The sequence below is a fragment of the Streptomyces sp. NPDC002057 genome (assembly GCF_040296665.1).
Taxonomy (GTDB): domain Bacteria; phylum Actinomycetota; class Actinomycetes; order Streptomycetales; family Streptomycetaceae; genus Streptomyces.
Genome location: NZ_JBEOXR010000004.1, coordinates 13735 through 36369 on the forward strand (window position 1 = coordinate 13735; position 22635 = coordinate 36369).

A 22635-nucleotide genomic window follows, 5' to 3' on the forward strand; every position below is an offset into this window, starting at 1 on the left:
CCCCCTCAGTCGAGGATGAAGCTCTCCAGGTACGACGGGTTGGCGCGGTCGAGCATCGACCGCGAGCGCGCCCGGATCTGCCGGTCGCTGTGCTCGCTCTCCGGCAGCATCCAGAAGCGGTCGGCGCGGATGCCGTCGACGACGTGGTCGGCGACCTCCTCCACCGGGGTGAAGGCCACCTCGTGCCCGGCCTCCTTCATGGCGGCCTCCCACTGGTCGAGGCTGCGGTACGGGGTCCTGCGGGGCCGCTGCTTGGCGTACCGGTCGGGCCGGTTGCGGTGCGACTCCCAGAGTCCGGTGCGGAGCATGTGCGGCCCGGGGAAGAGCACGGACGCGCCCACGCGCGCGTGCTCGGCCCTCAGATGGGCGTAGAGCGACTCCGTCATGGTGACGACGGCCGCCTTGGTGACCGCGTACACGGAGGCGGTGGGCAGCGGGGCGATGCCGCCGTCGCCGGAGGAGGTGTTGACGACGTGGCCGGGTTCGCCGCTCGCGATCATGCGGGGGACGAAGGCCTGGATGCCGTGGAAGACGCCCCAGACGTTGACGGCGAAGGCCCACTTCCAGTCGTTGGGCTCGTGTTCCCACATGCGCCCCTCGGCGCCGGAGCCGACGCCCGCGTTGTTGCAGAGGACGTGCACGGCGCCGAAGGTGTCGTACGCGGAGTCCGCGAACGACCGGACGTCGTCGGGGTCCGAGACGTCGACCGTCCGGGCGAGGACCCGGGCCCCGCCCTCCATCAGCTCGTCGGCCGCCTCGGCGAGCGCGCGCTCCTCGACGTCGCCGAGGACCACGGCCATGCCCTCGGCGGCGAAGCGGCGGGCCAGGGCCCGTCCGATGCCGCTCGCCGCGCCGGTGACGACGGCGACCTGTCCCGCGCGCAGCTCCATCACGCGCTCCCGTCCGGCGGGCCGTCGAGGATCTGCTGGGGGTCGTCGTACCGCTGGTGGATGTACGGCAGGAGGGCCCGCGCGCAGACGCGTTCGGCGACCGTGCCCTTCTGGTCGGTGGTCTTCTCGCCGATCGTGATCTCGACGAGCCGGCGTACGGGGAGGTCGGCGACCGGGTCGTACATGGACTCGCGCAGCACCACGTCGCCGGTGATCCGCTCCAGCCTCCGCACCTTCTCGTTGCGGACGCAGTGGACGAGGACGGGGTCGGCGTCGAAGCCCCTGCCGTCCACACCGGGCAGGAACTTGAAGTAGAAGTCGGTCTTCTCCACGGGCTCCGGCAGCGGCAGCGGCCCGGAGACGGCGCCCCGGACCTCCACGAAGGCGATCCCGTGCCGGGCGAGGGCGGCCCGCACGACGAGCCCCTCGCGTTCCACGGTGACCTCCCCGAGTTTCTTGGGTTCGCCGAAGACCTCACGGCCGCCGACGAGGGCCCGCTCGTGGGTCATCGGCATGACCAACGGGTACCAGCCCTCGCGGTCGCCGTGGGCGGCGGCGACCGCCACCGAGCCGGCGCCGAGGGGGTAGCCGGGCAGGTCGACCTTGCTGATGTTGGCGCGTACGAGGGGACGCGCGGTGGGTTTCAGCGGGGGCGGCAGGACCGCCGCGACGACATCCGGATCGGTCTCCCAGACGGCGACCACTCCGGTGGACCAGATGTCGGGGAGTCGGGCGCTCTTCGTACGGGCCGCCGTGATCTCGGCGTCCGTGCGCGCCCCGTACCGTACTCGTGCCATGACGTACCACCCTTCGGAACCGTCGGCCTGTAACACAGTTACACCGCTGTCGACGAAGGGTAAAGAGCCGTGCACACAGAGGAGTTGGGGGAACCGATGGCACGCTCCGCGCTGACCCGCGACGAAGTCCTGGAGACCGCGGCCGCCCTGGTGCGGGAGCACGGCCCGGACGCCCTGACGATGCGCAGGCTCGCCGCGGAGCTCTCCACCGCCGTGACCTCGATCTACTGGCACGTCGGCAACCGCGAGTCCCTGCTCGACGCCCTCGTCGAGCGGACCGTCGCCGACCTCGGCACGATCCGCCCGCACGGGACGACCCCCGCCGAGCGGATGGTCTCGGTGGCCCGCGCGCTCCGCCGCGCCCTGCGGGAGCGCCCGCACCTGGTGGCGATGGTCCACGAACGGGGCCTGACGGAACGCATGTTCCTGCCGTCCCAGCGCGCCCTGGTCCAGGAGGCCCACGCGGCGGGGCTGCGGGGGGCGCGGGCGGCGGAGGTGGTCCGCGCGGTCCAGTTCCAGGTCGTCGGCCACGTCCTGGTGGAGCGCAACCGCGAGCGGGCACCCGCCCAGTCACCGGCCGAGGAGGAGCTGTGGCGCGGGGAGGACACCGGGTCCGACGCGCCGCTCGCACGCGCCCTGGCCGCCCCGGTCGACACCGAGCGGCTGTTCGTGGACTCCCTGCGCGCCCTGGTGCACGGGCTCCTCTCCGGGGCCTCCGGGGACACCGGGGACGGAGTTGTCGGCCGCGGGCCGTATTCTCAGTGACCGTGCTTGACGACCGTACGACAGCAGCGACGTGGCCGGCCGCCTACCCGCAGGGGTACGCGGTCGTCGATGTGGAGACCACCGGACTCGCCCGCGACGACCGGATAGTGTCGGCTGCCGTCTACCGGCTGGACGCCCAGGGCAACGTCGAGGACCACTGGTACAGCCTCGTCAACCCCGAGCGCGATCCCGGCCCCGTCTGGATCCACGGGCTGACGAGCGACGTCCTGGAGGGCGCGCCGCTCTTCCCGGAGATCGCGGCGGAGTTCGCGGCCCGGCTCGACGGACGGGTGCTCGTCGCGCACAACGCGATGTTCGACTGGCAGATGATCGCCCGGGAGTACGCGCGCGCGGAGTCGGCCGCCCCGGTGCGGCAGCGGCTCTGCACGATCGCGCTCGCCAAGGAGCTGGCGCTGCCGCTGCCCAACCACAAGCTGGAGTCGCTCGCCGCGCACTTCGGGGTCGTGCAGGAGCGCGCGCACAACGCGCTGGACGACGCGCGGGTGCTCGCCGAGGCGTTCCGGCCGAGCCTGCACGCGGCGGCCGAGCGGAACGTGCGGCTGCCGCTCCTGGAGTGCCGTCCGCTGACCGAGTGGGCCTCGTCCCCGGAGCGGCCGCGGATCGGCCAGCAGGCCTCGTACGGTTCCTCGTACCGGGCGAACAGCTGGCGTCCGTCGCGGAAGCGTCCGGCGTGCCCGTACCCCAACCCGGGCCGGTACGAGACGGACAAACCGCTCAAGCAGGGCATGCGGGTGGCGTTCTCCGGGGACACCTCCGTCGACCGCGAGCTCCTGGAGGACCGCACCGTCGACGCCGGGCTCCACGTCGCTGGCAGCGTCTCCCGGCTGACCAGCCTGCTGGTCACCAACGACCCGGACTCCGCCACCTCCAAGACCGTCAAGGCCAAGTCCTTCGGCACGCCGGTCGTCGACGAGGCGGCCTACACCCAGCTGCTGCGGGACGTGGCCCCGGCAGACGGGTGACGCCCCGGCCCCTGCGGGCGTGCCGAGCTGCGCGCGCCCGCCGGGAGCCCCACCCTGTGGCGCATGGCACGTTGTGAGGTCTGCGGAAACGATTACGGCATGTCCTTCGAAGTACACGCGCAAGGCGCGATCCATGTCTTCGACTGCTTCGCCTGCGCCATCCACCGCATGGCGCCCATCTGCGAACACTGCCGGGTCCAGATCATCGGACAGGGCGTCGAGGTCGACGGCAGCTGGTACTGCGGCGGCCACTGCGCCCGCGCGGAGGGAAAGGTGGGCATCGTCGACCGGGTGTGACCCGGCTCTCGCGAAGAAACGATCCCTTGACGGCTTTCGGCCCCCTTCGGCACCCGCCGCGAGGGGGCCTTTCGGCACGTTGTACCGTCGACGGCGTGTACCGCTTCCTGTTGTCCCGGCAGTGGGTGATCCTCACCCTGATCGCCCTTGTCCTCATCCCCACGATGATCGAGCTGGGCTTCTGGCAGTTCCACCGGCACGAGCGCCGGGTGGCCCAGAACGCGCTGATCGCGGACAGCGTCGCGGCGAAGCCGCTCCCCGTCGAGGAGCTCACCTCCCCCGGGCACACCGTCCCGCGCTCCGACTACTGGCGGCCCGCCACCGCCACCGGCACCTTCGACACCGCCCACGAGGTGGTCGTCCGCCGTCGCACCAACTCCGACGACCGGGTCGGCGTACACGTCCTCACCCCGCTGGTCCTCAGGGACGGCAGGATCGTCCTGGTCAACCGCGGCTGGGTGCCGGCCGCCGCCGACCAGCACACCTTCCCGGCGGTGCCGCCCGTCCCCAAGGGCGAGGTGACGATCACCGGCCGGCTCAAGGCCGACGAGACGACCGGCGCCAGCGGCATCAAGGACCTGAAGGGCCTGCCGGACCGCCAGGTCATGCTCATCAACAGCGAGCAGCAGGCCGAGCTCATCGGCCGCGAGGTGCTCGGCGGCTACCTCGAACAGACCGCGCCGGAGCCCGCCGGGGACGGCCCCGAGCAGATCCCCGAGCCCGACCACGACTCGATCGGCGCGCACATGGCGTACGCCGTCCAGTGGTGGCTCTTCGCGGCCGGCGTACCCGTCGGCTGGGTGATCCTGGTCCGCCGGGAGCGGCGTGACCGCGAGGCCGCGGCCTCCTCCGACGCCCCCGGAACCCCGGAAAAGGACCCGGACGCGATCGAGGCCACTCCGTCCCGCTGATTGACCACCGCCACTTGCGGGAACAGCCCAAAGCGTGACGCAACGTATCGACGACTACGCCCTCATCGGCGATCTCCAGACCGCCGCGCTCGTCGGCCGCGACGGATCGGTCGACTGGCTGTGTCTGCCACGGTTCGACTCGGCGGCCTGTTTCGCCTCGATCCTCGGCGACGAGGACAACGGCCACTGGCGGATCGCCCCCAAGGGCGCCACGACCTGCACCTCCCGTCGGTACGCCGAGGACTCCCTCGTCCTGGAGACCTACTGGGAGACCCGGACCGGCACCGTCAAGGTCACCGACTTCATGCCGCAGCGGGACAGGGCCCCGGATCTGATGCGGATCGTGGAGGGCGTCAGCGGCAGCGTCGAGATGAGCGGCGTCCTGCGGCTGCGCTTCGACTACGGATCGGTCGTGCCGTGGATGCGCCGCGCCGACGAGCACCGGGTCGCGATCGCCGGGCCGGACGCGGTCTGGCTGCGCAGCGAGCCGCCCGTGAAGACCTGGGGACAGCAGTTCTCCACCTGCTCCTCCTTCACCGTCGAGGCCGGCGAGAAGGTGGCCTTCGTGCTCACCTGGCACCCCTCGCACGAGCCGCGCCCCGAGCTCATCGACCCCCACCGGGCCCTGGAGCAGTCGCTCGCGGACTGGCGGGAGTGGGCGGCCCGCTGCACCTACCGGGGCCCGTACCGGGAGGCGGTGCTCCGTTCCCTGATCACCCTGAAGGCGCTCACCTACGCCCCGACGGGCGGGATCATGGCCGCCCCCACCACCTCCCTGCCGGAGGAGGTCGGCGGCGTACGGAACTGGGACTACCGCGCCTGCTGGCTGCGCGACTCCTCCCTCACCCTCGGCGTGCTGCTCGCCGCCGGGTACGTCGACGAGGCGCAGGCCTGGCGGGACTGGCTGCTCCGCTCCGTCGCCGGCGACCCGGCCGACCTCCAGATCATGTACGGCCCCGCCGGGGAGCGCCGGCTCCCCGAGACCACCCTGCCGTGGCTAAGGGGGTACGCCGACTCGGCGCCGGTACGGACCGGGAACGCCGCCGTGGACCAGTTCCAGCTCGACGTGTACGGCGAGGTCATGGACTCGCTCCACCGCGCCCGTGAGGCCGGGATCCCGGCGGAGCGGCACGCCTGGAACCTCCAGCTGAGCCTGCTGGGCTTCCTGGAGTCGACCTGGCGCGAGCCCGACGAGGGCCTCTGGGAGGTGCGCGGGCCGCGCCGCCACTTCACCCACTCGAAGGTGATGGCCTGGGTGGCCGCCGACCGTGCCGTACGCACCCTGGAGGCCGACCCCTCGCTGCCCGGGGACGTGGCGCGGTGGAGGACCATGCGGGACGAGATCCACGCGCAGGTGTGCGCCAGGGCCTACGACCCCAAACGGAACACCTTCACCCAGTCGTACGGCTCGTCGGAGCTGGACGCGGCGACCCTGCTCATCCCCCAGGTCGGCTTCCTCCCTCCGGACGACCCCCGGGTGGTGGGCACGGTGGCCGCCGTGCAGGAGGAGCTGCTGCACGACGGCTACGTGCGCCGCTACAGCACCGGCTCCGGGTCGGTGGACGGCCTCCCGGGCCAGGAGGGCACCTTCCTGGTCTGCTCCTTCTGGCTGGCGGACGCGCTCCGGCTGACCGGCAGGACCGAGGAGGCCCGGCGGCTCTTCGAACGCCTGGTGGCGCTCTGCAACGACGTGGGCCTCCTGGCGGAGGAGTACGACCCCGTGACGGGACGCCAGCTGGGCAACTTCCCCCAGGCCTTCAGCCACATCGGTCTGGTGGGCACGGCGCTCGCACTGGCAGCGGAGGATCCGGACCCGGCAGGATAGGTCCATGGATCTTGGACTGAAGGACCGTGTGTACGTGGTGACCGGGGCGACGCGGGGGCTCGGGCGGGCCTCCGCCGAGGCGCTGCTCGCCGAGGGCGCGAAGGTGCTGATCACCGGGCGGGAGGAGAAGTCGGTCGCCGAGGCCGTCGCCGAGCTCGGCCCCGACGCCTCGGGGATCGCCGCCGACAACACCGACCCCGGGACCCCGGCGCGGCTCGTCGCCGAGGCGCGGGCGCGGTTCGGCGGCTTCGACGGCATCCTGATCAGCGTGGGCGGTCCGGCCCCCGGCTTCGCGGCGGACAACACCGACGAGCAGTGGGCGGCGGCCTTCGACACCGTCTTCCTCGGGGCGGTGCGGCTGGCCCGCACGGCCGCCGAGACGCTCGGCGAGGGCGGGGTCATCGGCTTCGTCCTGTCGGCCTCGGTCCACGAGCCGATCCAGGGTCTGACCATCTCCAACGGGCTGCGCCCGGGCCTCGCCGGCTTCGCCAAGTCCCTCGCCAACGACCTGGGCCCGCGCGGGGTGCGGGTCGTGGGACTGCTGCCGAGCCGGATCGACACGGACCGGGTGCGTTCCCTGGACGCGCTCTCCGGCGACGCGGACGGGACCCGCGCGGCCAACGAGGCCGCCATCCCGCTGCGCCGCTACGGCACCCCGGCGGAGTTCGGGCGGACGGCGGCCTTCCTGCTGTCGCCGGCCGCCTCGTACCTGACGGGTCTGATGCTCCCGGTGGACGGCGGGGCCCGCAGCGGTTTCTGAGGCCCCGTGCCCCCGGCCCGCCGTCAGTTCACCCGGCGGGCCCGGTGCTTGACCGCCCGCAGCCGCGCCTCGGTGGGCAGGGCGGGCAGGCCCGTGGACGTACGGGCGTGGGCCAGCGCCTGGCCGCTGAGCGTCGTCAGGGCGTCCCCCGGGGAGGCGTACGGCTCCAGGAGGAGCGCGACCCGGGTGCGGGGGGCCTCCCGGCGGCCGGTGAGGGCGACCCGGGCCCGCGCCACCCCCTCCTGGGCGGTGGCGTCCGCCTCCAGGACGCTCTCCAGGGCCCGGCCGCGCAGGACGGCCTCCTCGCCGTCGCCGCTGTCGACGACGACCTCGGAGAGCCGGGCGCGCCGGAACTGGACGAGCAGCCACCACAGGGCGAGCAGGACGATCAGCCCGAGGACCGCGATGACCACCGGCCACCACCAGCCCTCGTCCCGCCACCGCTGCCGGTCGGCGGTGGAGAGCAGCACGTCCGAGGGGCCCGACCAGGGCCACCAGGACGGTACGGACAGGTCGAGGGCGGCGGCGAGGACTCCCCCGCCGCCGAGGACGAGGAGCAGCCCGGCGAGCCCGAGCAGGACGCGGTTGACGCGCCGGAGGACGACCGTCACGGGGTCACCCCTTCCTGGAGCATGACCGTCACCGGCTCATCCCTTCCTGGGCGGCCGGGCCACCCGTACCGTCAGCGCGGGCGGGCGGGCGAGGCCGAGTTCGGCGATGCCCGTGGTGAGGGCCGCCTCCACGTCGGCGCGGACCTCGTCGAGCGCGCGGAAGTGCGAGACCGCCTTGACCTGGGCCTTGGCGCGGCCGACGCGCACCCTCACGGACTGCACGCCGGAGACCTCCATGGCGCGGTCCCGCAGGGCGACGGCCGCGGCCTCCCGGTCGAGTCCGGCCCGCACGTCGACGTGCTCGCGGCGCATCGGGAGGACGGCCCGCAGGCCGGGGGTCGCGGCCAGGACGAGGAGCCAGAGGCCGAGGACGACCGCGACGGAGGCGCCGACGATCACCCAGGTGTCGTCGAGCGGCCGGGTCGCGAGTCCGTCGGCCAGTTCACGCCGCCAGGCCATGGCGGAGCGGTCGGCCCGCACGGCCGCGATGTCGTAGAGGAGGAGCCCCGCTCCGCCGAGGACCAGGGCCGCGAGGACGGCCGCCGGGATGCGGCGGACGGCCCAGAAGCGCCTGACCCGCGGGGCGGAGGCGTCGGCCGGGGCGGGTGCGCCACCGCCGCCGGGGTCCTTGTCGGTACGGACGCGGGTACGGGTGTCCCCGCCGGCGTCCGCGTCGGGAGCGCGGCCGGAGCCGGGACCCGGGTCGGAGCCGGGGCCGGGGGCGGCGCCGGGGTCCGGGCCGGAGCCGGGGCGGGGATCGGGCGGATTCGTCATGACACGCGGTCCCTCCGGGCGTCCTGCCGGGTGAGGGGGGAGTGCAGGCGTTCCACGTGGACGGTGACCTCGTGGACCTCCATGCCCACCAGTTCCTCCACCCGGGTGCGGACCCTGCTCCGTACGGCTCCGCACCGGCGCCCCACGTCCGCGGGGTAGTCGAGTTCGAGGCTCACGGCGACCCGGACGACGTCCCGGTGGACGACGACCGAGGCATGGGGCCTCGAACCGCCGTCCGGGACGGTGCCCACACCTTCCCTCGCCGCCTGGGCGGCGATCTTCGCGACGACCCGGTCGGCGATCCTGGTCGCCCCCCGGTCACGGACCGGGCCACGGGCCGGATCGGCTGTCACCCCGCGTCACCGCCGCCGGTCGCCGCGGTCGCGGCCCCGGAACAGGTCGCCGGGTTCGAGGTCGCCGTCGAGGAAGCGGCCCGCCACGAAGCCGATCGCCCCCAAGGCCGCGACCAGTACAAACGCTCCGAAGCCGCCGAAGTATCCGGCGAATCCGAGAGCCATTCCGGCCACCAGGCCGACCACCGCCATGCTCATTCCTGACCCCTTCCTGAGTCTTCCTGAGCCCCCCGTGCACTGCCGTCAGCGGCTACTGGAGCCGCTGCTCCGGCTCGTCCTCCTCGTCCTCGGGCAGCTTCACGTCGCTGACCGCGATGTTGACCTCGACGACCTCCAGGCCCGTCATCCGCTCCACGGCCGCGATGACGTTCTCGCGGACGTCGCCGGCGACGTCGGCGATCGAGACGCCGTAGTCGACGACGATCTCCAGGTCGAGCGCGGTCTGCACCTCGCCGACCTCGGCCTTCACGCCTCGGGTGGCGTTCGACTTGCTGCTGCCGCCTCCGGGTACCCGGTCGCGTACGGCGCCGAAGGTGCGGGAGAGCCCGCTGCCCATGGCGTGGACGCCCTCGACGTCCCGGGCGGCGAGTCCGGCGATCTTCTCGACGACTCCGTCGGCGATCGTGGTCCGGCCCCGGGAGGCGGGAGCGCCGCCGCCCCGCTTGGTGACCGAGGTGCGGCGCGGTTCGTCGCCCGAGGAGTCGCTTGCGTAGGTGGTGTCCGTCATCGGATTTAGCCCCTTCTGGGATATTTCGGGGTTCTTCGCCCACACTAAGGGCGGTTACCCCGTCTCGCCCCGGGGATACGGCAGGCTGGGGCAATGACGACGGCTGAGGGTTGGACGGCGGCGGTACGGGCACGCCTCGCCCCGGGCAGGCTGCTGCCGCTCGGAACGGCGACGGACGGGGCCTGGATCACCGAGCGGGCGGCACGCGAGGTACTCGACCGCGCCGCTGCGGCGGTACGGGGAGTGGTGCCGGGCGCGCTGCGGATCGGGCCGGTGGAGGCGGAGCCGGACACGGAGCCCGGTCCACGGCGGGAGGCCGGCGTGCGCGTCTCGGCCTCGTTCGCCGTGACGGCCGGGCGGCCGCTCCCCGAGCTGGGCGAGGAACTGCGGACGGCGCTGCTCACGGCCGCCGAGCACGAGCTCGGGCTGGTGGTGGCGGCCGTGGACCTGAAGGTGACGGAACTCCTCGACCAGGCTCCGCCGGAGGAGGGACCCACCGCTCCCCCACCGGGCCGGACCTCCCCGGCGACGGACGACCCCCTGGCCCTGGCGGCGCTCGGGGTGGCGGGTGTCGCGGGCGTGACGGACGCGCTGGGCCCGCCGGTGCGCCGGAGGCCCGACGAGGTACGGGTGGAGGTCGCCGTGACGGCCGGCGCCCGGCCCCTGGACGTGACCCGCGCGGTGCGCGCGGCCGTGACCGCGGCCGCCCCGGAGGGCGCCGCGGTCACGGTCGTGGTGTCGGAGTTCCGCTAGGGCCCGTCCGCCGGAGCGGCCCGGAGGAAACCGGAGAGAGGCCCGGGGATCCGCCGAACGGGTCCCGGGCCGGACCGCCGGCCGGGCGTCAGTCGCCGAGACCGGCGAGGTCGCGCAGACGGCGGGCCTGGGCGGCACGCTCGGCGGTGCGCTGCTCCTCGTACGAGCGGCCGGCGGCACCCCTGAGGAGCGCCTTGGTCTCGGTGACCGCGTCGCGCGGCGCCGCGAGCAGGGCGGCGCCGAGGTCCCGTACCGCCGCGTCGAGCTCGTCGGCGGGCACGGACAGGTTGGCGAGGCCGATGCGCTCGGCCTCCTCCGCGTGGACGAAGCGCCCGGTGGCGCAGATCTCGAGCGCGCGGGCGTAGCCGACGAGCGAGACGAGCGGGTGCGTCCCGGTCAGGTCCGGGACGAGACCCAGGCTGGTCTCGCGCATGGCGAACTGCACGTCCTCGGCGACGACCCGCAGGTCGCAGGCGAGGGCGAGCTGGAAGCCCGCGCCGATGGCGTGGCCCTGGACGGCCGCGATCGACACGAGGTCACTACGGCGCCACCAGGTGAACGCCTCCTGGTACTCGGCGATCTCGGCGTCGAGGTCCTCGTCGGAACCGCGCGCGAGATCGAGGAAGGACGGCTCTCCGTCGAAGCCCTCGGGCGTGAACGCCTGCCGGTCGAGTCCGGCGGAGAAGGACTTTCCCTCACCACGCAGAACGACGACCCGCACGCTGCCGGGCAACGACCGGCCGGCTTCTGTCAACGCCCGCCACAGAGCGGGAGACTGAGCGTTGCGCTTCGCCGGATTGGTCAGGGTCACCGTGGCAACGGCGTCCTCGACGGTGAGCCGTACACCGTCCTTGTCGAATACGAGCTCAGAGTCGTCGAGCGTGGGCATGGGGCGCCTCCGGTTCCGGTGCAGCACTGCATCAGATGCTAAGTGACTGCACAGTAACCACCTGGCCGGCCCGTGGGCCGACCGGGTGGCCACCGAGAGACCCGGTGGCCCGGTCGAGCCGCCCCATGTCAGGCCGAGGCGGTCTTCTTGCCCCGTGTCGCTCCGCCGCGTCCGCGCAGCGTGACTCCGGACTCGCTCAGCATCCGGTGGACGAATCCGTAGGAGCGGCCGGTTTCCTCGGCCAGCGCCCGGATGCTCGCACCGGAGTCGTACTTCTTCTTCAGGTCTGCCGCGAGCTTGTCGCGCGCGGCGCCGGTCACCCGGCTGCCCTTCTTCAGAGTCTCGGCCACCCGTGCCTCCTCATGGGAAGTGCGCTCTGGACTTCTCATGATCACCCCTCCCGTCCGTCCTGGCCACCCATTCGACAAGGTCCATGCCGCCGGGTTTGTGGACAGGTGCGATGTCGACACGAACGGAAGCCCGGATTCCACCGGGCCGGAAACGGGTCTCCGTACCGCACGGCGCGGGAAGTACCAGGTCAGCGCCGCAGGGCGAACACACGTACGGCGCGGGTCTGCCGGAAGGATTCGGCAGAGCACCGCGCCGGGGGTACGAGACGCACTCACTCAGATGAAGGATCACCCGTGGGCCGAATGATCCAGCCGGGAATGATCACCCGACCGCCTCCGGGTCAGGCGAGCGCCACCAGGTCCGCGTAGTCCGGGCCCCACAGGTCCTCGACGCCGTCCGGGAGCAGGATGATCCGCTCCGGCTCCAGCGCGTCGACCGCGCCCTCGTCGTGGGTGACCAGGACGACGGCGCCCTTGTAGGTCCGCAGGGCCCCGAGGATCTCCTCGCGGCTCGCCGGGTCCAGGTTGTTGGTGGGCTCGTCCAGGAGGAGCACGTTCGCCGAGGAGACGACCAGCGTGGCCAGGGCGAGGCGGGTCTTCTCGCCGCCGGAGAGGACCCCGGCCGGCTTGTCGACGTCGTCGCCGGAGAAGAGGAAGGAACCGAGCGTCTTGCGGACCTGGACGAGGTCGAGGTCGGGCGCGGCCGAGCGCATGTTCTCCAGGACGCTGCGCTCGGGGTCGAGCGTCTCGTGCTCCTGGGCGTAGTAGCCGAGCTTGAGGCCGTGGCCCGGGGTCACCTCGCCGGTGTCGGGCTTCTCGGCGCCCGCGAGCAGCCGGAGCAGCGTCGTCTTGCCCGCGCCGTTGAGGCCGAGGATGACGACGCGCGAGCCCTTGTCGATCGCGAGGTCCACATCGGTGAAGATCTCCAGCGAACCGTAGGACTTGGAGAGCCCCTCGGCCGTCAGCGGGGTCTTGCCGCAGGGCGCCGGGTCGGGGAAGCGGAGCTTGGCGACCTTGTCGGAGGCGCGCACCGCCTCCAGGCCGGAGAGCAGCCGCTCGGCCCGCTTGGCCATGTTCTGCGCGGCGACGGTCTTGGTGGCCTTGGCGCGCATCTTGTCGGCCTGCGAGTTGAGGGCGGCGGCCTTCTTCTCGGCGTTCTGGCGCTCGCGCTTGCGGCGCTTCTCGTCGGCCTCGCGCTGCTGCTGGTAGAGCTTCCAGCCCATGTTGTAGACGTCGATCGTGGAGCGGTTGGCGTCCAGGTAGAAGACCTTGTTGACCACGGTCTCGACGAGGTCGACGTCGTGGGAGATCACGATGAAGCCGCCGCGGTAGCTCTTCAGGTAGTCGCGCAGCCAGACGATGGAGTCGGCGTCGAGGTGGTTCGTGGGCTCGTCGAGGAGGAGCGTGTCGGCGTCCGAGAAGAGGATCCGGGCGAGCTCGACGCGGCGGCGCTGACCACCGGAGAGGGTGTGCAGCGGCTGGCCGAGGACCCGGTCGGGCAGACCGAGGGCAGCGGCGATGGTGGAGGCCTCGGCCTCGGCCGCGTATCCGCCCTTGGTCAGGAACTCGGTCTCCTGGCGCTCGTACTGCTTCATCGCCTTGTCGCGGGTGCCGCCGGAGCCGGTCGCGATGCGCTCCTCGTTCATCCGCATCTTCTTGAGGAGGACGTCGAGGCCGCGGGCGGAGAGGATGCGGTCGCGGGCGAGCACGTCGAGGTCGCCGGTGCGCGGGTCCTGCGGGAGGTAGCCGACCTCGCCGGAGCGGGCGATCTGGCCGGCGGCGGGGACACCCTCGCCCGCCAGGCACTTGGTGAGCGTGGTCTTGCCCGCTCCGTTGCGACCGACGAGGCCGATGCGGTCGCCCTTGGCGACGCGGAAGGAAGCGGACTCGATGAGGACTCGGGCGCCGGCGCGCAGCTCGATGCCGGAAGCGGTGATCACGGACAGACTCCAGGGCGGTGGGAAACGGCGGAAGGACGGCTGGTGGAGGGCTTCGACGCCGCTAGTGCACGGGGAGAATGGCCATACGGCCAGTCTAACGGGCGCCTGCAACTGCTTTTCGGCCATGTGGGGGCGCGGGGGCCGGAACGGAGCTTTCTCACAAACCCCGCCAGTGCTTGACAAAAGGGGCGAGGAGGGAGAGATCGTTCGATACTCGGCGCAGGGCGGCGGCCTCTGCCGCGGCAGTGACGCGGAGGGTGGTGGACCGTGCAGTTCGACGACGACGCCGATCTGGACACCTCGGAGGTCAAGGACGTCCGGGGCAGCCGCATCCCGGGCGGCCGGGCGACCGTCGGCGGCGGCATCATCGGCTTCATCGCCCTGATCCTGGGCCTGCTCTTCGGGGTGGGACCGGACCAGCTCGGACTCTCCGGCGGCGGCGAGGAACCGGCCGCCACCTCCTCCTCGGCGGCCCAGGTCAACCAGAGCTGCCGGAAGGGCTCGGACGCCAACACCCGCGAGGACTGCCGGATCGTCGCCGTCGTCAACAGCGTCCAGGACTTCTGGCGGAGCGAGTACGCGCGCCGGGGCGGCACCTACGGGAACGCCGCCACCGTCATGTTCACCCAGCGGGTGCCGACCGCCTGCGGCTCGGCGACCTCGGCGGTGGGGCCCTTCTACTGCCCGGGCGACCGGCAGGTCTATCTGGACCTGGGCTTCTTCGACGAGCTGCGCACGAAGTTCGGGTCGACCGGCGGACCGTTCGCCCAGGCGTACGTCGTGGCGCACGAGTACGGCCACCACATCCAGAACCTCATGGGGACGCTGAGCCGCGCCCAGGACGGGCGGACCGGCGCGGACTCCAACGCCGTGCGGGTCGAGCTCCAGGCCGACTGCTACGCGGGGGTGTGGGCGCGGCACGCCACCACCACGCCCGACGACCGGACGGGCCGGCCGCTGCTGACCCGGCTGACGGACCAGGACATCCGGGACGGCCTGGACGCGGCGGCCGCGGTGGGCGACGACCGGATCCAGGAGAGGTTCCAGGGCCGGGTCACCCCGGAGAACTGGACGCACGGCTCCGCGGCCCAGCGCCAGCAGTGGTTCTACGAGGGCTACCGGACCGGCGACATGGCCCGGTGCAACACCTTCCGCTGATTGTCGGCGGAGGCTGCCAGACTGAGACCCGGGTCACATTCGACTGGATCGAGAGGAAGTGATCGGGATGGCCGAGGCACCCCACGTCTGTCCGACGCTGACGTACGAGGACGCGAAGGCGGCGATCACCCAGCTCACGGAGGGCTTCGGCTTCGCCGCGACCGCCGTGTACGAGGGCGAGGACGGCCGGATCGCGCACGCCGAGCTGTCCTACGGGAACGGCATGGTCATGCTGGGCAGCAAGGGCACCGGCAGCGAGTTCGACAAGCTGATGGGCGGGGCGGGCCCGGTCGGCGTCTTCGTGCACGTGGACGACGTGGACGAGCACCACGCCCGCGCTGTCGCCCACGGCATCGAGATCGTGATGGCGCCCAAGGACCAGGACTACGGGTCGCGGGACTACATGGCCCGGGACGCCGAGGGCAACATCTGGAGCTTCGGGACGTACACCCCCGGCGCCGCGGAGTAGGCGAGCGGCGCCGGACGGGGGCGGACGCCCCTCCTCGGGCTCCCCAGGAGGGGCTCCCCCGTCACGCTCCCCCGGTGTGGACCTGGAAGGCGGCCCTGCGGACCGCCTTGGCCAGGGCCGGGTCCGGATGGGCGGCGGCCAGGGCGACCAGGACCTGGACGGTCCGGGGATGGCCGACGGCCCGGACCTCGTCGAGCAGCGCCGGGACGGTGCCCTGCACGGCGGAGTCGAGGTGCCGGACGAGCAGCTCGGTCTCGCCGTGGTCGGCGACGGCCGCCGCCGTGTCCACCCAGAGCCAGGTGGCCTCCTCGCGGGTGAGGACCTCCTGGGCGTCGTCGGGGTCGGCGCCCTCGTACTCCGCCAGCCAGAGCAGCGCGTACGGGCGCAGGGACGGCTCGGCGACGGTGGCCCGCACCTCGGCCTCGGCGGGGGCGCCGACGACGCGGAGCGCCTCGAAGGCGAGCCCGCGCAGCAGCGCGTCCTCACCCCGGGCGACGGCGAGGAGTTCGGTCACCGCGCTGGAGAGGGTGCGGGCCGCGAGCCAGGCCCGGTACTCGGCGCGGGCCGGGCCGGGGGTGAGCCGGGCGCAGCCGCGGAGCATGTCCTCGGCGGACTGCTCGATGTTGCCGGCGGGGCTCTGCGCGGCGACGCAGATCTGCTCCAGCTTGACCCAGACCGCCCAGTTGCCGAGCGGGGTCAGGGTGGCGTGACGCCCCTCCGCGCCGGGGTCCAGGGTGAGCGCGCCGACGGCCGCGAGGCCTTCGAGGGCCCAGTCGAGGAGGGTCGGGAGCCCGTCGGTGCCGGGGAGGCCGGCGGCCTCGGGGGCCGACTCGGCCACCGGGACCTCGCAGCGCTCCCCGCGCAGCTCCTCGACGCGCTGGCCGAGCAGGTCGAGGAGGGCCGGGACGAGGACCGGGCCCTGGGAGAGCTGGAGGAGCGAGAGCACCTGCGGGACGGCTTCGACGACCTCGGCGACGGCGCTCGCCTCGAACCCCTCGGGGGCCGGGTGCACCAGGGACCAGGCGTCGAAGAGGGCGACCCAGCCGCGCAGCACGGCGGAGTCGTCGCGGTCCCAGGCGTGCAGCCGCCAGCCGGGGCGGGCGGTGTCGCCGTGCAGTTCGACGAGTCCGGCGAGCCGGGCGCGGTCCCAGCCGGCCCGGATCTGGCCGGGCGTCAGGTCCAGTGCGGCGGCGGCCCGTTCCTGCGCGGAGCCGGTACGGAGGGCCGCGTCGGCGCCGCGCTCGACGGCGGCCCAGCGGGCGATGCGTACGGCGGCGGCGAGGACGTGCCGGGCCTGGCGGGCCAGCTCCGAGCGGGGCGGAGTGCCCTCGGGCGGCCGCGGCGCCGGCCGGGTGCGCCGGGTCGTCACGGCCCGTCGGGCGGTGGCCAGCGCCCGCGGGCGGACGAGTCGGAGTCTGGAGTTGCGCGCCAATGGTTCATCGGGCTTTCGAGACGTCACGGGGGCAGTCTTCCCGCTGACGGCCCGAAAGCCCAATCGGAATCGGCCGCCCCGTCCCCGGCGGGCCCCGCGGGGGTCCTAGAGGAGCGGGGTGAGGAAGCGGCGGAGGGCTTCCTCGTAGCGGATCGGGTCGGCGTTCCACATCGCCGCGTGCGGGGCCTGCCGCACGGTCTGGAGGGTGACCAGATCGGGGCGGCGGGCGGCGAGTTCCACGGACGGCTCCCAGGGGGAGATGGTGTCGTCCGGGCCGTGGAAGAGGAGGACGGGGACGCGCAGGGCGCCGGGCTCGGAGGCGTCGCGGAGCAGGTCGCCGTAGGGCCCGATCCTGCCCTGCGCCGCGCGGACCGCGAGCGCCCGCAGGGGTCCCGGGACGTGGTGGGCGGCGGCGAGGTTGCGGAGGGTGGCCTCCTGGTCGAGGACCGGGGAGTCGAGGACCAGGCCGCTGATGCGGTCGCGCACCCCGGACTCGGCGGCGGCGCGCAGGGCCATCGAGGCTCCGGTTCCCCAGCCGTGCAGGACGACCTTGGCGGCGCCCCGGCGGACGGCGTAGCGGATCGCCGCGTCGACATCGCGCCACTCGGAGTCGCCGAGGTGGGCCAGGCCGTCCGGGGAGGCGGGGGCGCCCTCGTCGCCGCGGTAGGCGGGGACGAGGACGGGGATCTTGCGGTGGTTGTAGAAGGGGACGACGTTCAGCGGTTGCTCGCGGGTCGTGCCGAGGCCGTGCAGGGCGATCACCCAGGTGGTGCGGGGGGCCGCCACCAGCCAGCCCGGCAGGGGGCCGAGCTCGCCGGGGATCTCGACGTCCTCCTGCGCGAGCCCGAGGGCGCTGATGGGCGTGCCGATGTGCAGCTGGGGCGTGAAGCGGACGCGGGCGCCGGGGCCGAGCACCCCGAGCTCGACCCGTTCCAGGCGCCGCACGACGGTGTCGGCGGTGTGCGGGACCCGGTCGAGGACGGGGCCGACGACGGCGTGCAGTCCGGGGCCCTCGATCCCGTAGGTGCCGGGGCGCAGCGAGGCGAGGCTGCGGGTGAGGGTGATCCGCTCGGGGCCGGTGGCGTGCACGGTGAGTCGTGGGTCCCCGGGCAGGGGACGTCCGGACGGCGCCCTGAGGGCGGCGTCGCTGGCGTACCGGCCGGCCGCGATCACGGCCGCGCCGACACCGAGCAGAGTGGTGACGGCCGCTGCCGTCGCTGTAGCCGGGCGCACGCTCCCAGTCTCGGCACGGTGCGGTCGGCCTGCCACCGGACGGACCCGGGCGGGGGGGAGGGAACGAGGAGGGAGGGGGGCCGGGGCGCGGTCTCCCCGGGCCTCGCGAGCCCCTCCTTGGAGTGACATGGGTCTCGTCCGCGGGGTCCCCCGGTCGGATGGTTCGGTCCGGGGAGCGGAACCGGGTGGCGGAGGAGGAACCGGGGCAGGTCGCACGTGCCCTGTGATGGCCCGGATTACCCGGGGTTGCGGGGTGACCGCATCGTGGACACCCGGCCCGCCCGGCGGTCAAGCGGAATGCCTCGACACCGGATAGGGACACCACGCCGCCCGACCCAGTTCACCTTCCGTTCACCCAGGTTGCCTACGTTCGGCTCGCCACTGACGTCAAACGATTGCCTGGGTAAATGGAACACATCACGCTGCTGCTCGCCATTGTGGTCGTGACAGCTCTCGTGTTCGATTTCACGAACGGTTTCCACGACACCGCCAACGCGATGGCCACGACCATCTCGACCGGTGCCCTCAAGCCGAAGACGGCGGTGGCCATGTCCGCCGTGCTGAACCTCGTCGGCGCGTTCCTGTCCGTGGAGGTCGCCAAGACGATCTCCGGCGGGATCATCAACGAAGAGGGCATCCGCACAGAGGTGATCTTCGCCGCGCTGGTCGGCGCCATCCTGTGGAACCTGCTGACCTGGCTGCTGGGCCTGCCTTCCAGCTCCTCCCACGCCCTCTTCGGCGGCCTCATCGGCGCCGCGGTCATGTCGGCCGGCTGGTCGGCCGTGAACGGCCCCACCATCGTCACCAAGGTCCTCATCCCGGCCATCGCCGCGCCGCTCGTCGCCGGCCTCGCCGCGATGGCAGCCACCAAGCTGACGTACAAGATCAAGGCCAACCCCGAGGCGAAGGCCACGGCCAAGGGCTACCGGGCCGGCCAGATCGCCTCCGCCGGTCTCGTCTCCCTCGCCCACGGCACCAACGACGCCCAGAAGACGATGGGCATCATCACCCTCGCCCTGGTCACCCAGGGTGTCGTCGCCCCCGGCTCGAACCCCCCGATGTGGGTCATCGTCTCCGCCGGTGTCGCCATCGCCCTCGGCACCTACCTCGGTGGCTGGCGCATCATCCGCACCATGGGCAAGGGCCTCACCGACCTCCAGCCGCAGCAGGGCTTCGCCGCCCAGACCAGCGCCGCGACGGTCATCCTGGCCTCCTCGCACCTGGGCTTCTCGCTCTCCACCACCCAGTCCTGCTCGGGTGCCGTGATGGGCGCCGGCCTCGGCCGCAAGGGCGGTGTCGTCCGCTGGTCGACCGCCACCCGGATGTTCGTCGCCTGGGGTCTGACCCTGCCCGCCGCGGGTCTGGTCGGCGCCGGCGCCGAGTTCCTCACCAAGCAGGGCCCCTGGGGCATCGCCGCCGTCGCGGTCCTGCTGGTCGTCGGCTCCGCCGTCATCTGGTCGCTCTCCCGCCGCAAGCCGGTCGACCACAACAACGTCACCGACGACGACCTCGACGCCGAGCCCGCGGGTGTGGTGACCACCGCCATCGCGGCCGTCACCCCGCCGCCGGCCGCCGGTTCCGTCGCCGCCGTCGCGGACGAGGACCTCAAGACCACCATCCCGGCGCCGGTCCCCACGGACCCGGCCGCTCCCCCGGCCCCCGCCGCAGCGGTGTAAGGAACGAACGACATGAAGATCGACTGGGCAGCCCTCGGCTCCGTCTTCGGAGTCAGCCTCGTGGCGACCGTCGCCCTCGTGGGCCTCTTCACCCTCGGGATCGTCGGCCTCGGCAAGCAGGAGGAGGCCGCCGCCCGCGGTGACTCCGCCGCCCTGGCCCGCACCGGCGCCTACACCTGCTTCGGCCTCTGCCTCGCGGCCGTGGCCTACGGCATCTACCTGATCGTCGTCTGACGGTCCACGCTCCACCGGCCGGGCGGCCCGCACTCTCCGTGCGGGCCGCCCGGCCCGCGTCTGTCCACCGCCCTCTCTGTGGTGCTCCGCACAGTGCGCCGTCGCAGGTCAAGGGTGAGTTGACGCCCCTTCTCGGGGCGTGGTGGACTGCCGAGGCCATTACGGCGGCAGCAGAGGAAGTCCGGTGCGAATCCGGCGCGGTCCCGCCACTGTGACCGGATCCCCAGGGTCCGGGAGTCAGGAACTCTCGCCGCCGGTCACGTCGATCCAGGGCGCGGACCCTGAGTGAGGACAGAGCGCCATGCCCGGCCGCAGCAGTACCACCGGTGCGTTCGCGTACGGCGCGGCCGCGGGCCTCGCCGTCGACCTGCTCGTCGGCGACCCCCGGCGCGGACACCCCGTCGCCGTGTTCGGCCGGGCCGCCGCCGCCGTCGAGGAGCGCCTCCACCACGACCACCGCGGCTGGGGCGCCCTCCACACCGCCGTCTGCGCCGGCTCCACCGTCGCCCTGGGCGCGCTCGCCGCACGGGCCGTGCGGAACCGGCCGGCCGCCGCCGCCGCCCTCACCGCCGCCTCCGTCTGGGCCGTCGTCGGCGGGACGACCCTGGGCCGGGAGGCACGCGCGATCGGCGGGGCGCTGGCCGCCGGCGACCTGGAGGTGGCCCGGGAACGGCTGCCGCACCTCTGCGGCCGCGACCCGCACTCCCTCGACGGACCGGCGATGGCCCGCGCGGTCGTCGAGTCGGTCGCCGAGAACACCTCCGACGCCGTGGTCGGCGCCCTCTTCTGGGGCGCGGTCGCGGGCGTGCCGGGCCTGCTCGGCTTCCGGGCCGTCAACACCCTCGACGCGATGGTCGGCCACAGGTCGCCGCGCCACCGCCGGTTCGGCTGGGCCTCGGCCCGGCTCGACGACGTGGCCGGCTGGCCCGGAGCCCGGCTGACGGCCGCGCTCGCGACCGTCGCGGGCGGGAACCCCCGCGGGGCCGTACGGGCCTGGCGCGCGGACGCGGCGAAGCACCCCAGCCCCAACGCGGGCCCGGTCGAGGCCTCCTTCGCGGGGGCGCTCGGCGTACGGCTCGGGGGGACCCTGGCGTACGGCGGCCGGGTCGAGCACCGGCCGGTGCTCAACGGGACGGGACGGCCCGTCGAGGTCGCGGACATCGACCGGGCGGTCGGCCTCTCGCGCCGGGTGACCGCGCTGACCCTGGTCGCCTGTGTGGGCGGCCGCATCACCATCGGCGCCCTGGCGGCCCGGAAGCGGAGGAACGCATGAGGGGCGGAGGACTGCTCGTCGCCGGGACCACCTCCGACGCGGGCAAGAGCGTCGTCACCGCCGGCATCTGCCGGTGGCTGGTCCGGCAGGGCGTCAAGGTCGCGCCCTTCAAGGGACAGAACATGTCCCTCAACTCCTTCGTCACCCGCGAGGGCGCCGAGATCGGGCGGGCCCAGGCCATGCAGGCGCAGGCCGCCCGCGTCGAGCCGACCGCGCTGATGAACCCGGTGCTGCTCAAGCCCGGCAGCGACCGGTCCAGCCAGGTCGTCCTGATGGGCAAGCCGGTCGGCGAACTCAGCGCGCGCGGCTACCACGGGGGGCGCCAGAAGGAGCTGTTCGAGCCCGTCCTGGCCTGCCTGGAGGAGCTGCGGAGCACGTACGACGCGGTGATCTGCGAAGGGGCCGGCAGCCCGGCCGAGATCAACCTGCGGCGCACCGACATCGTGAACATGGGCATAGCGCGGGCCGCGCGGCTGCCCGTGGTCGTGGTCGGGGACATCGACCGGGGCGGGGTCTTCGCCCAGTTCTTCGGGACGACGGCGCTGCTCGCGCCCGAGGACCAGGAGCTGATCGCCGGATATCTCGTGAACAAGTTCCGGGGCGACGTGACCCTGCTCGAACCCGGGCTCGACATGCTGTACGACCTGACCGGGCGGCGGACCTTCGGCGTCCTGCCGTACGCGCACGGGCTCGGCATCGACGAGGAGGACGGCCTCCGGGTCTCGCTGCGCGGCACCGTCCGCGAGTCGGTCGTGGCGCCGCCGGTCGGCGCGGACGTGCTGCGGGTCGCCGTCTGCGCCGTACCCCTCATGTCCAACTTCACGGACGTCGACGCGCTGGCCGCCGAACCGGGCGTCGTCGTCCGGTTCGTCGACCGGCCCGAGGAGCTCGTCGACGCGGACCTCGTCGTCGTGCCCGGCACGCGCGGCACGGTCAAGGCCCTCGCCTGGCTGCGGGAACGCGGCCTCGCCGACGCGCTCGCCCGGCGCGCCGCCGAGGGCCGCCCGGTGCTCGGCGTCTGCGGTGGCTTCCAGGTGCTCGGCGAGCGGATCGAGGACGAGGTCGAGTCGAGGGCCGGAACCGTCGACGGGCTCGGACTGCTCCCCGTACGCGTCCGGTTCGCGCGCGAGAAGACCCTGGCCCGACCGGTCGGCGAAGCGCTCGGCGAGCGGGTCGAGGGGTACGAGATCCACCACGGGATCGCGGACGTACGGGGCGGGGAACCGTTCCTGGACGGCTGCCGGGTCGGCTCGGTGTGGGGCACCCACTGGCACGGCTCCCTGGAGAGCGACGGGTTCCGGCGGGCGTTCCTGCGGGAGGTCGCGGCGGCGGCCGGACGGCGGTTCGTACCGGCTCCGGACACGTCGTTCGGGGCGCTGCGGGAGGAACAGCTGGACCGGCTGGGCGATCTGATCGAGGAGCACGCGGACACGGGGGCGCTGCTGCGGCTGATCGAGGAGGGGGCTCCGGCGGGCCTGCCGTTCGTGCCGCCGGGAGCACCGTGAGCGAGAAGGGCGCGGCCGCCGGCCGCGGGT

Annotated in this window: 25 protein-coding genes and 1 riboswitch; of the genes, 13 read left to right on the top strand and 12 right to left on the bottom strand. The window is 73.5% G+C overall.

Going from position 1 to position 22635, the window contains the following annotated elements:
* Positions 1-5: 5 nt before the first annotated feature.
* Positions 6-890, bottom strand: coding sequence for an SDR family NAD(P)-dependent oxidoreductase (locus ABT129_RS04745; protein WP_351896567.1), 885 nt, complete (start codon positions 888-890; stop codon positions 6-8).
* A complete protein-coding gene (locus ABT129_RS04750; RefSeq protein WP_351896569.1) occupies positions 890-1687 on the bottom strand; it encodes an acetoacetate decarboxylase family protein in 798 nt (265 codons plus the stop codon). Before ABT129_RS04750 ends, ABT129_RS04745 begins: the two co-directional genes overlap by 1 nt.
* Before the next feature lie 96 nt (positions 1688-1783).
* Between ABT129_RS04750 and ABT129_RS04755 the strand changes: the two genes are divergently transcribed.
* The 6 genes from ABT129_RS04755 (at position 1784) to ABT129_RS04780 (ending at position 7228) form a co-directional block, all read left to right on the top strand.
* On the top strand, positions 1784-2452 hold the full coding sequence (locus ABT129_RS04755) for a TetR/AcrR family transcriptional regulator (protein ID WP_351896572.1): 669 nt from the start codon (positions 1784-1786) through the stop codon (positions 2450-2452).
* Positions 2449-3435: a DEDDh family exonuclease gene (locus ABT129_RS04760; protein WP_351896574.1), complete on the top strand. Its 987-nt coding sequence runs from the start codon at positions 2449-2451 to the stop codon at positions 3433-3435. The genes ABT129_RS04755 and ABT129_RS04760 overlap by 4 nt, the downstream gene beginning before the upstream one ends.
* Before the next feature lie 63 nt (positions 3436-3498).
* The gene (locus ABT129_RS04765; RefSeq protein WP_015032679.1) at positions 3499-3732 is read left to right on the top strand and encodes a metallothionein; all 234 of its coding nucleotides are present in this window, start codon (positions 3499-3501) and stop codon (positions 3730-3732) included.
* 95 nt (positions 3733-3827) lie between these two features.
* A complete protein-coding gene (locus ABT129_RS04770; protein WP_351896577.1) occupies positions 3828-4643 on the top strand; it encodes an SURF1 family cytochrome oxidase biogenesis protein in 816 nt (271 codons plus the stop codon).
* 34 nt (positions 4644-4677) lie between these two features.
* The gene (locus ABT129_RS04775) at positions 4678-6468 is read left to right on the top strand and encodes a glycoside hydrolase family 15 protein (RefSeq protein WP_351896579.1); all 1791 of its coding nucleotides are present in this window, start codon (positions 4678-4680) and stop codon (positions 6466-6468) included.
* Between the two features lie 4 nt (positions 6469-6472).
* Entirely contained in the window at positions 6473-7228 is a 756-nt protein-coding gene (locus ABT129_RS04780; RefSeq protein ID WP_351896581.1) for an SDR family oxidoreductase, read from the top strand.
* A gap of 23 nt (positions 7229-7251) precedes the next feature.
* On the opposite strand, the gene amaP is transcribed toward ABT129_RS04780, so the two are convergent.
* From amaP to ABT129_RS04805, 5 genes are read right to left on the bottom strand one after another with little or no spacing between them, the layout of a single operon-like run.
* The gene (amaP, locus tag ABT129_RS04785) at positions 7252-7839 is read right to left on the bottom strand and encodes an alkaline shock response membrane anchor protein AmaP (protein ID WP_351896584.1); all 588 of its coding nucleotides are present in this window, start codon (positions 7837-7839) and stop codon (positions 7252-7254) included.
* 36 nt (positions 7840-7875) lie between these two features.
* Complete coding sequence (locus ABT129_RS04790; protein WP_351896586.1) at positions 7876-8613, bottom strand: DUF6286 domain-containing protein; 738 nt, start codon at positions 8611-8613, stop codon at positions 7876-7878.
* Entirely contained in the window at positions 8610-8966 is a 357-nt protein-coding gene (locus tag ABT129_RS04795) for an Asp23/Gls24 family envelope stress response protein (protein ID WP_351896589.1), read from the bottom strand. Before ABT129_RS04795 ends, ABT129_RS04790 begins: the two co-directional genes overlap by 4 nt.
* A 6-nt stretch (positions 8967-8972) precedes the next feature.
* Positions 8973-9164 (bottom strand): hypothetical protein, encoded by a 192-nt coding sequence (locus tag ABT129_RS04800; protein ID WP_055602871.1) that lies wholly within the window; start codon positions 9162-9164, stop codon positions 8973-8975.
* A gap of 52 nt (positions 9165-9216) precedes the next feature.
* Positions 9217-9693 carry an Asp23/Gls24 family envelope stress response protein gene (locus ABT129_RS04805; RefSeq protein WP_351896591.1) on the bottom strand — a complete coding sequence of 159 codons (477 nt, stop codon included), beginning with the start codon at positions 9691-9693 and terminating at the stop codon, positions 9217-9219.
* Positions 9694-9786: 93 nt separating this feature from the next.
* Here ABT129_RS04805 and ABT129_RS04810 point away from each other — a divergent pair, with 93 nt between their 5' ends.
* Positions 9787-10446 carry a hypothetical protein gene (locus ABT129_RS04810; RefSeq protein WP_351896594.1) on the top strand — a complete coding sequence of 220 codons (660 nt, stop codon included), beginning with the start codon at positions 9787-9789 and terminating at the stop codon, positions 10444-10446.
* 88 nt (positions 10447-10534) lie between these two features.
* On the opposite strand, the gene ABT129_RS04815 is transcribed toward ABT129_RS04810, so the two are convergent.
* The 3 genes from ABT129_RS04815 to ABT129_RS04825 form a co-directional block, all read right to left on the bottom strand.
* Positions 10535-11335 carry an enoyl-CoA hydratase/isomerase family protein gene (locus ABT129_RS04815; RefSeq protein WP_351896596.1) on the bottom strand — a complete coding sequence of 267 codons (801 nt, stop codon included), beginning with the start codon at positions 11333-11335 and terminating at the stop codon, positions 10535-10537.
* Positions 11336-11463: 128 nt separating this feature from the next.
* On the bottom strand, positions 11464-11685 hold the full coding sequence (locus ABT129_RS04820; protein ID WP_005477683.1) for a helix-turn-helix domain-containing protein: 222 nt from the start codon (positions 11683-11685) through the stop codon (positions 11464-11466).
* A 341-nt stretch (positions 11686-12026) separates the two neighbouring features.
* On the bottom strand, positions 12027-13625 hold the full coding sequence (locus ABT129_RS04825; RefSeq protein ID WP_351896598.1) for an ABC-F family ATP-binding cassette domain-containing protein: 1599 nt from the start codon (positions 13623-13625) through the stop codon (positions 12027-12029).
* Positions 13626-13892: 267 nt separating this feature from the next.
* Between ABT129_RS04825 and ypfJ the strand changes: the two genes are divergently transcribed.
* Positions 13893-14783, top strand: coding sequence for a KPN_02809 family neutral zinc metallopeptidase (gene ypfJ / locus ABT129_RS04830; protein WP_351896600.1), 891 nt, complete (start codon positions 13893-13895; stop codon positions 14781-14783).
* A gap of 67 nt (positions 14784-14850) precedes the next feature.
* Positions 14851-15252, top strand: coding sequence for a VOC family protein (locus ABT129_RS04835; RefSeq protein WP_351896602.1), 402 nt, complete (start codon positions 14851-14853; stop codon positions 15250-15252).
* A gap of 61 nt (positions 15253-15313) precedes the next feature.
* Here ABT129_RS04835 and ABT129_RS04840 read toward each other — a convergent pair whose 3' ends face one another.
* Entirely contained in the window at positions 15314-16711 is a 1398-nt protein-coding gene (locus ABT129_RS04840; RefSeq protein WP_502981651.1) for a hypothetical protein, read from the bottom strand.
* A 78-nt stretch (positions 16712-16789) separates the two neighbouring features.
* Entirely contained in the window at positions 16790-17917 is a 1128-nt protein-coding gene (locus ABT129_RS04845) for an alpha/beta hydrolase (protein ID WP_351896605.1), read from the bottom strand.
* 407 nt (positions 17918-18324) lie between these two features.
* Here ABT129_RS04845 and ABT129_RS04850 point away from each other — a divergent pair, with 407 nt between their 5' ends.
* From ABT129_RS04850 to ABT129_RS04865, 4 genes are all read left to right on the top strand, one after another.
* On the top strand, positions 18325-19593 hold the full coding sequence (locus ABT129_RS04850) for an inorganic phosphate transporter (protein WP_351896607.1): 1269 nt from the start codon (positions 18325-18327) through the stop codon (positions 19591-19593).
* A gap of 12 nt (positions 19594-19605) precedes the next feature.
* Positions 19606-19827, top strand: coding sequence for a hypothetical protein (locus ABT129_RS04855; protein ID WP_351896609.1), 222 nt, complete (start codon positions 19606-19608; stop codon positions 19825-19827).
* Positions 19828-19953: 126 nt separating this feature from the next.
* Positions 19954-20096: riboswitch (cobalamin riboswitch) on the top strand.
* A gap of 32 nt (positions 20097-20128) precedes the next feature.
* A complete protein-coding gene (locus tag ABT129_RS04860; protein WP_351896612.1) occupies positions 20129-21100 on the top strand; it encodes a cobalamin biosynthesis protein in 972 nt (323 codons plus the stop codon).
* Positions 21097-22605 carry a cobyric acid synthase gene (locus ABT129_RS04865; protein ID WP_351896614.1) on the top strand — a complete coding sequence of 503 codons (1509 nt, stop codon included), beginning with the start codon at positions 21097-21099 and terminating at the stop codon, positions 22603-22605. The genes ABT129_RS04860 and ABT129_RS04865 overlap by 4 nt, the downstream gene beginning before the upstream one ends.
* The last annotated feature ends 30 nt before the right edge of the window (positions 22606-22635 follow it).